The organism is Pseudoalteromonas sp. 68 DY56-GL68 (genome assembly GCF_041414825.1).
Lineage (GTDB): Bacteria > Pseudomonadota > Gammaproteobacteria > Enterobacterales > Alteromonadaceae > Pseudoalteromonas.
In genome coordinates this window covers 154,534-169,242 of sequence record NZ_JAOCZL010000008.1, presented here as the reverse complement: position 1 = coordinate 169,242, position 14,709 = coordinate 154,534, and the positions used below count along the sequence as shown (strand labels likewise).

Below are 14,709 nucleotides of genomic sequence, written 5' to 3'. Positions count from 1 at the left end.
ATTACGAGAAGCCTCTAAATTAAAGTTAAGATTTGTATTTACTGTAAACAATTCTATATAGAACAGGCAAAACAACTAAAGTAAGTAAAGTAGAGGAAATAATCCCTCCAATTACCACCGTTGCTAATGGCCTCTGAACTTCAGCCCCAGTTCCGACGTTTAATGCCATAGGAATGAAACCTAAGCTAGCAACCAAAGCGGTCATTAATACAGGGCGAAGCCTGATAGTTGCACCTTCGATAATTGAGTTTATTAGCTCTCCTGTTTCAAGTAATCGCTGTTTAATGAATGACAGCATCACCAGTCCATTTAATACAGCTATCCCTGAAAGAGCGATAAATCCAACAGCAGCAGAAATTGAAAGAGGCATGTCTCTTAACCACAAAGCCAATACGCCGCCTGTAAGTGCTAAAGGCACACCACTAAATATGATCAGGGCATCTTTTATTGAACTAAATGCTATGACAAGCAGTGTCAAAATTACAAACAATGTGGCAGGTACTACGATGGATAATCTTTGCGTTGCACTCTCAAGTTGCTCAAATGTTCCGCCGTACTCAAGCCAATAACCAGCAGGCAATTCAACATTTTGTTGAATTTTTTGCTGTGCCTCTTGTACGAATGAGCCTAGATCTCGGTTTCTAACATTTGCTGTAATTACAATTCGTCGCTTACCATTTTCTCGGCTTATTTGACTTGGAACTGTCGTATAATTTAACTCTGCAACTTCGCTTACAGGTACAAACTCACCACTTTCTGTCGCGATTGGCAAATTACCTAGCTGATCAAGGTTGGCTCTCAACAGCTCAGGATATCTAACTACAATTTCAAATCGACGATCACCTTCGAATATTAACCCTGCGCCTTCACCTGACACGACTGTTTTTAACCAAGACTGTAAGTCGCTTGCATCCAACCCGTATAGCGCTAATGCTTCAGGCTTGGGGTTAACGGTAAAGATAGGCACGTCATCAACTTGTTCGAGCCGCGCATCAGCAACACCTGAAATTGTATTGAGTGTAGCCAAAACTTCTTGTGCAGAAATGACAAGTTGGGATAGATCATCACCGTAGAGCTTAATCCCTAAATCAGCTCTTACTCCGCTAATTAATTCGTTAAATCGCATCTGAATTGGTTGAGTAAACTCATAATTATTGCCGGGAATAGAGCTGAGATCTTTTTCCAGCCTTTCAACAAAATCCTCTTTCGTTAAATTAGGGTCGGGCCATTGCTCTCTCGGCTTTAATATCAGAAAAGTATCAGTCACATTTGGCGGCATCGCGTCTGTCGCAACTTCTGCTGTGCCCGTTTTTGAAAACACCGTAACAACTTCATCATATTTCATAATTTGTTGTTCAAGTACCTTCTGCATTTCTACAGCTTGGTCAATACCCGTGCCCGGAATACGCATCGCGTGCAGTGCAATGTCACCTTCATTAAGTTGAGGAACAAATTCAGATCCTAATTTACTACCAAGTAATATGCTAAATGTCACAAGTAAAGCAGCGCCGCAAACAACTAGCCAACGTAGTTTTAAAGCCCACTTCAAAACAGGACTATAAACTGACTTAGCGCCGACAATTACTGGACTTTCTTTTTCGCTGATTTTGCCTTTCAAGAATAAAGCAACCGCAGCGGGGACTAGCGTGAAGGTAAATACCATTGCAGACAATAGAGCGATTATCACCGTTGCGGCCATCGGATGAAACATTTTGCCCTCGACACCCGATAAGGTAAACAAAGGTAAATAGACAATCGTTATGATCAATACGCCAAAAACACTAGGTCGTATAACCTCATTGGTAGCAGAATAAACAATGTCTAGGCGTTCTTTCAGGGAAATGACAGAACTATTTCGTTTTTGGCTTTCTGCTAACCGCCTAATGCAGTTCTCAACGATTATTACCGCGCCATCGACAATCAATCCAAAATCTAAGGCTCCCAGACTCATTAAATTCGCAGAGACTTTGCTTTGAACCATGCCCGTGATTGTTGCCAACATTGCCAAAGGAATTACTGCGGCGGTAATCAAAGCGGCGCGTATGTTACCCAGTAATAGGAACAATACGAAGATAACCAGTAATGCACCTTCAATAAGATTTTTCTGTACGGTGCTAATTGCTTTATCAACCAGAGTTGTCCTGTCATATAAGGGAACTATGGACACGCCTTGAGGTAAACTGTTTTGGATTTCACTAAGCTTGTCACCAACAGCCAATGCCACCGAGCGTGAATTTTCTCCTACCAGCATCATTGCGGTGCCAATCACACTTTCCTTGCCTTCCAGTGATGCAGCTCCTGTCCTTAGCTCTTTTCCTATCGCAACTTCGGCGACATCTTTAACTTTTACAAGTGTGCCGTCGTCGCTTTTTATAATGACGTTTTGGATGTCTTGAATAGATTGCAACTGAGCTTGTGAACGAACAAGAATTTGCTGTCCGCTTCTTTCGATGAATCCAGCCCCTTGATTTGCATTATTTCGCATTATTGCATTTGATAGTGCTTCACTGGTAATACCGAAGTGCAACATCCTTAACGGATCGGGATTGATATGGTATTGCTTTTTATAGCCACCAATTGCATTGATTTCCGTAATCCCTTTAACCAATGCAAGTTGTGGTTTCACTACCCAGTCATGGATCTCCCTTAACGCCATCGCATCATAGGGTAAGCCATTATTCTGCTTTGCACTTTCGTCGGCAGTTATACTGTACATGTATATTTCACCGAGGCCCGTAGCAATTGGTCCCATTTCTGGTTCAATGCCAAACGGTAGTTGCTCCTTAATTGCGCTAAGTCGCTCATTGATTAGGTTTCTGGCAAAATACAAATCTGTGCCTTCTTCAAACACAACAGTCACTTGCGACAGGCCATATCGAGAAAGTGAACGGGTATAATCCAGCTTAGGTAAACCTGCCAAGCCCGTTTCGACGATAAACGTAATCCGTTGCTCTGTTTCCAAAGGTGAATAACCTTGAGCCTGCGTGTTTATTTGTACCTGTACATTGGTTATATCTGGCACAGCGTCAATAGGTAGCTTCTGATAGTTCCATATTCCTAAAGCGATGATAAACAAGGCCATAAGCAACATAGTACCACGTCTACGGATAGATAATTCTAGTATCCAAGCGATCATATTTTCACCTCGATAATACTGAAGCCAATATGTAGAGGACAAAAAGGTCGGAGATTAGTGTTCATGTCCAGCCTCCGATTTTTTTAGATCAGCAACTAGCAGATAACTGTTCTTTACAACCACACTTTCGCCGACGTTCAAACCGTCGATGATAGCAATATTGATAGCGTCTGAAGCGCCAGTTTTTACGGCGCTAGGGTGGTATTCATTGCCTTCTTTAATAAAAACAACATCTTTGCCTTCAAACTCTTGAATGGCTCCTTTTGGCACAACAACTGGAGCAGAGTGTTGACTGGTCGTAACCGCACCTTTAATTACAGTGCCAAGCGGCCACTTGTTGGTTTTGTTATCCAATTTTACAAATGCCAATGAGTATGGCTTGTCGTTTAGTGATGGTGTTAAATAGCTAATTTGCGCACTTTGATTAAATTCAGTGCTATGAATTAGCACCTGCTGGTTAGCGTTAACCTTACTTAGCTGAGTAGGAAACACTGATAGTTGTGCCCAAACCACGTCAAAATTGGCTATTGTCAGCAAGTTTTCACCATTTGTAAGCTCGCCAATATTGGCTTGCCTAGCGACTATACGCCCAGACATTGGTGCTTTTATCGAATATTGATTTAAGCTCTCATTGGATTCAATCACTACCAACGTTTCACCTTTTTTGACCTCTTCGCCGAGATTGACTTTTACTTCCTTAATAACACCATCGAATCTAGCGTTAACGTGCGCAAGTGAGGCAGGATCGGCAACGATTTTTCCATATACAACTTCTTCGTTATGAATAACACCGCTAGTTGCTGCTACTGTTTCAATGCTGTTTTGTTTAGCCATCTCAACAGACATAGAGACTATTTCATCTTTGTGTTCTTCACTGGCTGAGGTCGTGATGGAGGTGAAACCAATTACAGCAACAAGCATTAATTTGAAAAGGCTGATTGGTGAATTTAATATATTTTTCTTTTTCATGATTAATTCTCAATAAAGCTTGAAAGTTGGCTTTCTGTATTGCCGGAAGAAATTAATGGAATGCCTGATAAGGACTCAATGGAGGCGCTTTGTTTGTGAACCTCACTTGCGGCAAAAATAAGCGCATATTGCATCTCAATAAGCTCTTTTTGAACTGAAACTAGCTCTAAATAACTAAAGCGCCCGTCCGAATAGGCTTTTTGCACTAATGACAAAGCACTTTCTTGAGGCGGAATAATACTGGTTTGTAAGGTTTCAACCGTAAGGCGAGCCTCTTCCTGAGCCGCATAAAATGTCGCTAATTGGCTGTAAATTGCTCGCTCACTGGCTTTCCGTTGCTGCTCAACTTCATCGAGTTTTGCTTTTTGAGATTGATAGCTGCCTCTATTTCTATCACTCGTAAACAGAGGGACGCTAATTCCTGCAACCAACGCAGTCTCATTGCTACCTTCAAGTCTTTTCACACCTGCGCTCCACGTTATATTAGCGTGGCTTTGTGCGTTGATTGATTGTAATTGAGCTTGCTGAATTCTCGATTGCTCTGCATAAGCTAATATATGAGGACTTTGAGAAAGTTGAGCCATGATGTATTCGAGTGATATTGTTTTGGGAAGTGCAAATAAATCGCCTGATACACGAGAGAATTGCGGTGATTGTTCTCCCCACATAATAGCTAACTTACGAACACTGGCCTCTAACTGCTTGGAAATGGTTAGCGTCTTTAGTCGAGCTGTTGCTAAAGCTGCATCAGCTCGTTTTTGCTCTGATGACGGTGCCGAACCAACACGAACTTTTTTGGAGACAGTTTGATAGGTTTCTCGTGCTAGCTTTTCTGCATTTTCATTGACGAGCATGATTTGCTGTAACGTCAAAACATCGATATAGCGAGCTGCTACTTCACCCAAAATATCGAGTGTTTGTATTCTTTTTTCAACAGCTATTGCTTGCTGTTGGGCATTAACATAAAGCTTTCTGCTATTTACCTTATCTCCCAATTCCACCACGGAAGATATTGATAAGGTAAGTTCAGCGTCGCTGAATCCAGATACATCACCTGTACCTGCAAAGTTTTCCAATTCAGCGCTGACGTTATATTCAGGTTTTAACCCTGCGGTAGCTAACTCGCCGTCTAAACGCTTTTGTTTGTATTTAAAAGCTGTTAGCTGTGGGTTGTTTGCAAGTGTTCGTTGTATTGCCTCTGACAATGAAACTGAATCAACAGTTAAGTCATTTGCAAATACATTATTAGTTGTCACTAAAAACGACAACAGAAGCAACCGTTTTACTTTCTTCCAAGCAAGTACGGGGGCCTTAAAATAAGACATATTCATATTTTGTCCTGTTTATTTTATGAAACGAGCGTTGGCTTCACCGCCTAACGCGCCAATTAAATAAAAGGACTAACTTTTGGGAGGTCGAAGTAATCTGGAAGGGGGAGCTTCAATGACTACTTTTAAATAATCAAATACCTGACTTGATTTGAAATCAATGTCTCTACTGATGTAAACATGCGTAGCAAACTGTACATGCGAGCCATTGCAGTGTCCGCAATGATGACAATCAGCGGGGTTGTGTTGGTCATTATCTGCTGATGATTGTATTAATTTTTCAGAAGAAATGTGGTCATCTAAAGCATGAACATGCTCGGTTTTTATATGCTCGGAATCAACAATATGAACATCAGCAACTTTTGCCACAGCAGAAAATGACTGAAGTAATATCAGCACTATCATGATGTATGCAGGGAATTGTTTAATATTCATTTCGTTTCAACTATCTCTTAGTTATGCCAATGTTAACACTATCGTTTAGCTTGCGTCACGACATTGCTCGTCTATGAACTCTATTTCAATTGTTGTATGAGCAAAATCAAACTCTTTAAGCTCCTGTCGCAACTCTAGCTTGTACGATTTCAGCTCTTCGTTAGATATTTCAGTGTTTAAAACAATATGGGCGGTTAAAACGTTGTGTTCACCATCAAGTGACCAGATGTGTAAGTGATGTACTTCACCCACAATGGCTTTAGAAACTATTTTCGATTTAATATTTTCAATAAGATCAATATCTGGTGTCGCTTGCAAGAAGAGCATAAGTGTCGTTTTCAGTGTTCTTACAACATTAAATAAAATAAAAAGGGTAAACCCAATTGATAAAATAGGATCGAGTATGGGCCATTCAACAAACATCAATACGATTGATACAATAAATATAGCTATCCAACCTAAAACGTCTTCAAGCAAGTGCCAGTTTAAAACTCGTTCATTTAAGGTCTTTCCATGACTTAGCTTATAGGCAGCGTAACCGTTTACCACCATGCCAAAAATAGCTAATAAAAGCATTCCTTCGACTTGAGGCATTTCGGGGTTAGCTAATCTTGGTATGGCCTCAATTAGTATAAAAACAGAACCAACAGTTAATACCAAACCGTTAATCAATGCGCCAAGCAATGAAAAGCGCTTGTAACCATATGAAAACTGGCTAGAGGCAGGCTTGTTACTGAGCTTATTTAATCCCCATGCGGTGCCTATGGAGATGCTATCTCCTAAATCATGGATAGCATCTGCCATGATTGCCGTACTATTGGTTAACCAACCTCCGATAAATTCGATGATGGTAAACGTGAGGTTTAGAAAAAAAGCCCAGCCAATGCGTCTCGAAGCGTCCTCATCATTGTGAGGGTGATCATGACCGTGAGAGTGGTTATGCATGTTGAGCCTCGGCGGTTACATTTTTTCTTCTAAGCCTTTGTACATTCCAATTAATGATATGACGGATAAAGTTTTGGTACGCCCAACGTTTAATACCCGTTAGATTGGTTCCCTGCTCAGCATAGAATTCATCGGGTGAGTCATAAAAGCCAAAGTCGTCGTGTATGCCTTCTTTTTGAATATAAGTATCTTTACCAACCCAGTTCGTCTCTGGGTTACTTATGCCGGTAGTAGCTATTCCATAACCACAAAAATTATCTTTAGCTTGACTGAATTTGGATTGAATTGAACTTAGGTAAGCTTCGTCGAGAATGAAGCCTTCTAAATTGATCCACTTACCTTCATAGAGCACTTCTACCCAGCTATGGATAATGGATTTTGGGGCAAGCCAAAATACATAAGAAGGAATAGCGCCTTTCTGAAGCTGTTGGTCAATCGTGAAACCATGAAATCGGCACTGAATACCAAGCGCTCGGAATAGAGCCATTAACAAGTTTCCCTTGGTATTGCACTGTCCATAGCCATCCGCTAAAACTTCACTCGCAGATATATCATCGCTGCGGTTGTAACCAAACTGAATCTCATCTTTAACAAAGGTGTAAGCAGCTCCTATTGTGTTGTATTCATCCATTGTATTCCAATTCCGATCTGCTATTAGAGATTGGATGCTGTGATCATCTAAGTCTAATATTTGTGTTTTCTCTAAATAATTAGCACTCATTATCCATCTCCTTTAAGAACATGATTTTGATTTACTTCCACTACAGCTATTGTTTTCGCTTGTTAACTCTGCGTTGCTCAGCTCTTTCTTCGCATCAGTAATAATCAGGTAAGCCCCTCTTAAAATTAGGGTTGCAATCACACTACCAATCACAATGTCAGGCCAGCGAGAATCAAGTAGCATCACTAAAACACCAGCAGCAATGACCCCCAAGTTTGCGATCACATCGTTGGCTGAAAATATCCAGCTTGCACGCATATGGACTTCACCATTGCTTTGCATTCTGATTAAAACTAAACAAATGACGTTTGCTATTAATGCTACAAAACCAAAGCCGATCATGAACCAAGAGTGAGGCTCACCTTCTCCGAGTCTTCTTACTATGTCAAAGATTACCAGTATTCCGAGTGTCAGCTGAAAGTAACCGCTGATAAGGGCTGCATTGGCTTTATGCTTTAAAGATCGGCTCACGGCATATAGAGCAATACCATAGACAATTGCGTCAGCCAGCATATCCATTGAATCTGCTATCAAAGCCGTTGAGTTTGCATATAGGCCCACAGTAATCTCAACGCAGAACATAACCGCATTAATACCTAGCAACCAATACAGCACATGTTTTTGTTTCGCATCTTTTAGTTCGACTTCGCAACCACAACCACTCATTGCACGGCCTTAGTTATTTGCTTGATAACTTAACTATAAAGTCTATAGTGACTATAGAGTCAAGATTTAGGACTAAAGTTTTATGAAGATAGGTGAACTTTCAAAAACGACAGGGTGTTCGATACAAACAATTCGGTATTACGAGAAAGAAGGGTTGCTTTCAACTCCTGAACGTACTGAAGGGAATTACAGGTTATACGGTGAACGGGCTTTAAAAGAATTAGAGTTTATAAAGCATTGCCGAAGTTTGGATATCCCTCTAACAGATGTTAAACGCCTTATGGAACTGAAAAATAAGCCAGAAGAAAGCTGTGCAAGTGTTAATAAGCTCATTGCTCAACAATTGGCCTTAGTTAACAATCGAATGAGAGAACTCAAAGCACTAAAAGCTGAGCTTCAACAAATGGCAAGTTTGTGTACAACTGAAAACACCATTGAAGCGTGTGGAATAATTAAGTCACTTGATAGTTAGAATTGTCATTCATTTTCTATCCGTGTTGTGTACGAATAACTATATTTTATTACGTTCATGTACGAAATTTATTTAATGTACTTTCGTTCACTTGATTGTTAAGATGTACGAAAGTTACAGGTTTCGTACATATGAAAGTTGGTTTTGCAAGAGTCTCAACTAAAGAGCAAGATTTAAATATTCAACTGTCCAAGTTGGACGCTCATGGCTGTGAAAAAATATTTCAAGGAAAACAGTCAGGTGCTTCCATTAGAAATGAAGAAAAGCTAAAGGAACTCATCGATTTTATCAGGGAGGGTGATGAGGTAATTGTTACTCGCCTTGATCGGCTAGGCCGATCATTAAAGTCTATTCTTGAGGCTATTGAAAGTATCCACAAAAAGGGGGCTTGTTTAAATATTATCGACGGCTCTCTCAATACTAAAAATGATAATCCGTTTGCCACCGCCATGATCAACCTATGTGGAGTATTCGCTCAACTTGAGCGGGATCTTATAAAAGCCAGAACCGCAGAAGGTCGCGAAGAAGCGAAGGCTAAAGGCAAACATATGGGTAGGTTGCCTGCTTTATCAGACAAACAAGCGAAAGAATTATATAAAGATAAATTAAATGGTGAATCGATCTCTGCATTAGCGAAGAAATATTCTGTTAGCCGCCCGACGGTTCATCGAACTATTGAAAGAATGGAACAAAAAAATAATAAATAAAAGGAGATGTTATGTGGTCTGATAAAGAGTCAAAAATTGACTTCTTAAACTTTAATGAAACGGCTGAGTCGATTAAAGATCTTATCACTGAAAAGGAATTAATGCCTATTAGTATAGGTGTCTTTGGTGATTGGGGCGCTGGAAAATCCACGATTCTTGAACTTACCAAAGCATCTTTGGAAACTGATGAACAAGAATATATACAAGTGCATTTCGATGCATGGACTTTCCAAGGATACGATGACGCTAAAGCAGCGCTATTAGAAACAATTGCATCTACTTTAGTAAAAAAAGCAGCAGACGATAAAAATCTAAGTGCAAAAGCAATAGAGTTTGCTGGACGAATAGATAAGATCAGACTGATGGGACTGCTAATGGATGGTGGTGCAGCATTAGCTGGTATACCGACTATGGGTGGTATACAGAAGATCATGGGACTATTCAGTGGTGGTGACGATGGTGAACTTGATGTTGATGATGTAAAAGGTGCTGTCGATGGCGCTAAGGATGTTGCGAAGAAAAACAAAGGTTTGATCAAAGATAAGAAATCATTCTCACCTCCTAAAGAAATTAAAGAATTCCGAAAAGCATATTCTGATCTGTTAAAGGAGTTTGATAAGCCACTTATTGTCTATGTCGATAATTTAGATCGCTGCTCTCCATTTAATGCCATTTCAACACTTGAGGCGATCAGATTATTTCTATTTTTACCAAATACCGCATTTGTCATTGCCGCCGATGAAGACATGATCCGTTTGGCAGTACCTGAATATCACAAAGGTGCATCTCAACGACATCAAACTGATTATTTAGACAAGCTTATTCAAATTCCTGTGCATGTACCAAGGCCCGGTGTTCTTGAGATAAGGGCATATTTAATGATGCTCACCGCTCAAGACCACGGAGTGACAGATGCTCAGTTAGAAGCGATAAGATGTGCCCTTGAAGAATCATTAAGGCTTTCTTGGAAACAACCACAAATTACCGTTGATGAGCTTCTTCAGGATCACGATATCGAAAAGCATTCAGGACTCAGAAGCAAATTTGTAGTTGCTGAGCAGTTAGCTCCACTATTAGCTGAATCTACAAACATTAACGGCAACCCTCGCATAGTTAAGCGATTACTGAACCAAGTGAAGATGAGAAAGAAAACGGCTCACCGTCGAGGTATGCAGCTTGATGAAAAAACCATCACTAAGCTGGTAATTTTTGAGAGGTGCTTAGGCACTCAGGCTACCAATAAGCTTTATGAATTAATTGACAAGGAAAAGGGGTTCCCAAAAGTATTGGCGGAACTCGAAAATTCAGAAGTTGAATTTGACGAAATTAAGTTACCTGAAGAGTGGAAGCTAGACCTAGCTTTTATTGACAAATGGTCAAAATTACCTCCAATGTTTACTGAGGTGGATTTGACTCCAGCGGCGTATCTGAGTCGAGAAAGCATTCCAATGGGCGCTGTTAATGCGGTAATGTCAGGAGCCGCTCAAAAACTTGTAGAAGACTTAATGAAGCAAAAGGTAAGGGTCAGTGGCGTTAACTCTACTGCGATTACCACAACTCCTAAGGAAGAATACATGTCAGTCATGGATGGTTTGATTGAAAACTTTAAGTTGATTGGTGATTGGACTGAAAGACCTACAGGCATTTATGGAGCGGTGCTACTTGCCAAGCAGGATGATAAATGTTGTTTAAGTCTTCTTACATTCTTAAAAAGCTTGCCCCGACAAAGGTGGCTTAATCCAATTTTAAAAGAACTAGAGGGAACTAAGTAATATGGGTACGTCCGCATCGTCAACAGGACCGAATAACAAGAGTCCGCTAATTCCATCGTGGGCAGAGCAAGGAGACCCCGTCACGATAGAACCTGCATCAGGTACTGATGGGGATGATCAAACAGGCTTTGACAGTGGTCAAGCAGATGATCAGAATGACAATAGTAACGATATTGACAATGACAAGGTTCAACAAGAAATCGGCGGTTCACCAACAGCAACACCGCCTCCAAATAGGTTTGCTAGTGCAAGAAGAGCATTTGGTAAGTACGCTCAAACAGGTGGATCAACTTCGGATCTAAGGCGTTCATTAAAAAGTTACTCTAGAAAAGGCTCTGGTGGAGGTAAGAGTACTAGCCGGAGACTAGCAAGCGGCATAACTGCTGGTTCTGGATTGCTTGGTGTCATGCGTGGCGACACAGTAACGGTTAATAATCAAAGCTTATCATTAGGTGATCTAACTGGGCTATCGACTGACCAAGCAATTGACAAAATTGCTAGCCATTTAGCGCCTCATAATGCCGATTCGGATGCTGTAAGAGTTGCGTTGGATTACGCACTAGAAGAAGCATTACCCGATACTGAAGAGTTTGATCCTAACAGTTTTACCGACGAAGTTATCCAAGAAGCCATAGGCTGTTATTTAACAGATCTTATATTTCAAGATGTTGTAGAAGGAATGGGCAGAGCTTGGTTTCACGTTGAGCCTGCAAGCAAGCATCATCAAATGGAAGTTGAATTAAGGGAATTAATAAAAGTGATCACACAAGAACAGTTAGACAAAGTAACTAATGGCAACCCCAGTACTATCAGTAAGGAAAATATTACTAAAATTCAAGCCGATGCTATTGCCATGACAGTTGATGAGTGGGAGAGCTTTGATGACTAATTTTTATTTTAATCATGACCCAGCTAACTTGCCTGATTTTTCTGATGATTGTCATCCTGTCCAGATGTTCCATACGCATCAAAATGACATCACTAAGCACAGCTTAGTGTCAAAACAACTACTACAAACAGTTCGTGATTTGGGATTGAATGTAGATGCTGATGCAATAGATCTGATAACAATTGCAACCGCTGTTACCGCCGCTGATACATTTGAATTGAGGGATAATGCAGAAAATGCATGGGCTAGAAAAATGCATTTACATGTTCCTGTTACCGATGAGGATATGTGGAATACTGTTGAGCCTGAACTAAGTTCTTTGCTCAACTTTCTAACGGGCGATCAATGGCAGTTTACTTTTGAAAAAACAACTATGCCGATGCCGACTCCTAAAACAAGTGAGCAAGCGAAAGCAAAAGCAAAATCATTAATTGGACTCAACTCAGTCTGCCTTTTTTCAGGAGGTCTTGACAGCGCAGTTGGTGCAATTGACATTTTAAACGGAGAGTCAGCCTTAAAACCGCTTTTGGTTAGTCACGCTTATCGTGGTGATGGCGCAAAACAGGAAGATATTAAGCATTTATTATCCCCGCCATTCGGCGAATTGTCCTATTCAATGTCTCCTCATATTATCAAGCATTTAGAAGGTAAAACTGACATTAGCATGAGGGGAAGAAGCTTCAACTTCCTAGCTATGGCGGTACTTGGTATATCAGCCTTAAGAAATGCTAATTGCGATAGCAGTATTGAAACTATTGTCGTCCCTGAGAATGGCTATATTTCTATAAATCCACCGCTTACCAGAAGACGGATTGGTAGCCATAGTACTAGAACTACTCATCCTAATTTTCTAAGCCGGCTTGAATCTTTGCTTAGAGACACTGGGTTTCATGTCAAATTTGTAAACCCCTATCAATTCAAAACTAAAGGTGAAATGTTAGCGGAATGTGTTGATCAAGACGCAATTAGAAAAGCAGTTCCTCTGAGTGTTTCTTGTAGTCATTGGCACAGAGAGCATAAACAGTGTGGGCATTGTGTACCTTGCCTTATTCGAAGAGCGTCAGTTTTTCATGCTGGTTTTACACAAGATGCGCCATACAAGACAAAGCGGTTGAGAGGTCTTATTAAAGAAAAAGATACTCGCGATGATCTCCAAGCGGTTCAAACTGCCATTATCCGGTTGAAACAGACTGACAATTATCGTTCTTGGCTTCGAAAGTCAGGACCAATACCACAAGATAAAGATATACGAGAAAAACTAGAATCAACTATTAAGCGAGGATTAGCAGAGGTTGAATTATTTCTCCAAGCGGATAAATCATCATGATGGATCTTCATTGCCATGTTGATTTATATCCAGATCATAAAGAGGTATTGAACGACATAAAAAGCAGTAATTATTACGTGCTATCAGTAACTACGGTGCCTTCAGCTTTTGAAGGTACTGTTCAGTTAACAAGTGGCATAAAACACTGTAAAACGGCTTTGGGGCTTCACCCTCAACTTGCTCATTTAAGGAAAAATGAACTACCTCTATTCGATAAGCTAGTTGATAGAACTAGATATATTGGAGAAATTGGGCTGGATGGCTCAAAAGGTTATGCTGATTACTTTGATGATCAATTAGAGGTTTTCACGCATATTTTGAAAAAATGTGAAGACTTTGATAACAAAATACTAACTATCCATAGTCTTAATGCGACAGGTGAAGTACTTGAACAACTTAAGTTATACCCCAATGCTGGTACTTCTATTCTTCATTGGTTTTTAGGTACTAAGAAGCAAGTTCTAGAAGCCGTCGAGCTAGGCTGTTTCTTTTCTATTGGGCCAGCCATGCTTACTTCAGCCAGAGCTAAAAAAGTAATATCGTGGATACCTCAAGATAGGATTTTACTCGAAACTGATGGCCCTTTCGCCAAAGTGGCGGGGAATATTCTGTTTCCTTCAAGTGTTGGCACTGTTACTGAATATCTGGCTGAAATTTGGTGTAAAAATAAGGCTTCGATAATTGAGCAACTGTCAGCAAACCTTAGGTGTTTAACATCAGTCAAGTAACTAATTATACGTCACGTAATCTTATAACAATTTTATTCAGGTTTAATCGATTTGTTTGAAGTATTTGTATTAGCTATAGCACTCAGTATGGACGTGTTTGCAGTATCCATAGGCTTAGGTTCTAAAAAAGTAGCAAATGCTGAAAAACTCTTTATTAAAGCCGTTGCTTATTTTGGATTTTTCCAAGGCTTTATACCTCTTTTAGGCTATTACAGCGGTAAAGGATGATCATCTTGGATTGAAGATTATGCACCTTGGATAGCTTTTATTTTGCTATTATTTATCGGTGGCAAAAATGATTTATGAGTCCCAATCTGAAGGAATTGAAGAAGATATTGCTAATGTTACTCATCGTGTGCTATTTGTTCTTGCTATTGCCGCCAGTATTGATGCAATGGCGGCAGGTTATGCAATCACATTGCTTGAGGTAGACATAGCCGTAGCTTGCTTGATAATAGGCGTCACGACGTTTGCCTTTAGCTAGATTGGTGTGAATATCGGCGAAAGAAGTGGCGTATGGCTGGAGTCTAAAGCTGAACTATTTGGTGGTTTAGTGTTAATCGCAATCGCATTTAAGATATTACTTGGTTGGCACAGAACCACCGAATACTAGG

13 protein-coding genes and 1 pseudogene are annotated in these 14,709 nt (G+C 40.3%); 7 read left to right on the top strand and 7 right to left on the bottom strand.

The window, feature by feature from the left end; all coding sequences use genetic code 11:
- Positions 1-25 precede the first annotated feature (25 nt).
- The 7 genes from NYF15_RS06075 to NYF15_RS06045 all read right to left on the bottom strand — a co-directional run bounded on the left by NYF15_RS06075 (position 26) and on the right by NYF15_RS06045 (position 8,200).
- A complete protein-coding gene (locus NYF15_RS06075; RefSeq protein ID WP_016708236.1) occupies positions 26-3,136 on the bottom strand; it encodes an efflux RND transporter permease subunit in 3,111 nt (1,036 codons plus the stop codon).
- A gap of 54 nt (positions 3,137-3,190) precedes the next feature.
- Positions 3,191-4,105, bottom strand: coding sequence for an efflux RND transporter periplasmic adaptor subunit (locus tag NYF15_RS06070; protein WP_016708235.1), 915 nt, complete (start codon positions 4,103-4,105; stop codon positions 3,191-3,193).
- Between the two features lie 2 nt (positions 4,106-4,107).
- Entirely contained in the window at positions 4,108-5,436 is a 1,329-nt protein-coding gene (locus NYF15_RS06065; protein ID WP_029216105.1) for a TolC family protein, read from the bottom strand.
- A 69-nt stretch (positions 5,437-5,505) separates the two neighbouring features.
- Complete coding sequence (locus NYF15_RS06060) at positions 5,506-5,868, bottom strand: hypothetical protein (protein WP_016708233.1); 363 nt, start codon at positions 5,866-5,868, stop codon at positions 5,506-5,508.
- A 45-nt stretch (positions 5,869-5,913) separates the two neighbouring features.
- Positions 5,914-6,813, bottom strand: a complete 900-nt coding sequence (locus NYF15_RS06055; RefSeq protein ID WP_016708232.1) for a cation diffusion facilitator family transporter — start codon at positions 6,811-6,813, stop codon at positions 5,914-5,916.
- On the bottom strand, positions 6,806-7,534 hold the full coding sequence (locus NYF15_RS06050) for a transglutaminase family protein (RefSeq protein WP_371353083.1): 729 nt from the start codon (positions 7,532-7,534) through the stop codon (positions 6,806-6,808). Before NYF15_RS06050 ends, NYF15_RS06055 begins: the two co-directional genes overlap by 8 nt.
- Positions 7,535-7,546: 12 nt before the next feature.
- Complete coding sequence (locus NYF15_RS06045) at positions 7,547-8,200, bottom strand: cation transporter (RefSeq protein ID WP_016708230.1); 654 nt, start codon at positions 8,198-8,200, stop codon at positions 7,547-7,549.
- 82 nt (positions 8,201-8,282) lie between these two features.
- Here NYF15_RS06045 and cadR point away from each other — a divergent pair, with 82 nt between their 5' ends.
- From cadR to NYF15_RS06010, 7 genes and pseudogenes are all read left to right on the top strand, one after another.
- Positions 8,283-8,672 carry a Cd(II)/Pb(II)-responsive transcriptional regulator gene (gene cadR / locus NYF15_RS06040; protein ID WP_016708229.1) on the top strand — a complete coding sequence of 130 codons (390 nt, stop codon included), beginning with the start codon at positions 8,283-8,285 and terminating at the stop codon, positions 8,670-8,672.
- A gap of 131 nt (positions 8,673-8,803) precedes the next feature.
- Positions 8,804-9,379, top strand: a complete 576-nt coding sequence (locus NYF15_RS06035) for a recombinase family protein (RefSeq protein WP_062566150.1) — start codon at positions 8,804-8,806, stop codon at positions 9,377-9,379.
- Between the two features lie 11 nt (positions 9,380-9,390).
- Complete coding sequence (locus NYF15_RS06030) at positions 9,391-11,151, top strand: P-loop NTPase fold protein (protein WP_371353082.1); 1,761 nt, start codon at positions 9,391-9,393, stop codon at positions 11,149-11,151.
- A 1-nt stretch (position 11,152) separates the two neighbouring features.
- On the top strand, positions 11,153-12,040 hold the full coding sequence (locus tag NYF15_RS06025) for a hypothetical protein (RefSeq protein WP_130244328.1): 888 nt from the start codon (positions 11,153-11,155) through the stop codon (positions 12,038-12,040).
- Positions 12,033-13,367 carry a Qat anti-phage system QueC-like protein QatC gene (gene qatC, locus NYF15_RS06020; protein ID WP_130244327.1) on the top strand — a complete coding sequence of 445 codons (1,335 nt, stop codon included), beginning with the start codon at positions 12,033-12,035 and terminating at the stop codon, positions 13,365-13,367. Before NYF15_RS06025 ends, qatC begins: the two co-directional genes overlap by 8 nt.
- Positions 13,364-14,095: a Qat anti-phage system TatD family nuclease QatD gene (qatD, locus tag NYF15_RS06015; protein ID WP_016708224.1), complete on the top strand. Its 732-nt coding sequence runs from the start codon at positions 13,364-13,366 to the stop codon at positions 14,093-14,095. The genes qatC and qatD overlap by 4 nt, the downstream gene beginning before the upstream one ends.
- Positions 14,096-14,146: 51 nt before the next feature.
- Positions 14,147-14,708 (top strand): annotated as a pseudogene (locus NYF15_RS06010) (manganese efflux pump MntP family protein).
- Position 14,709 lies beyond the last annotated feature (1 nt).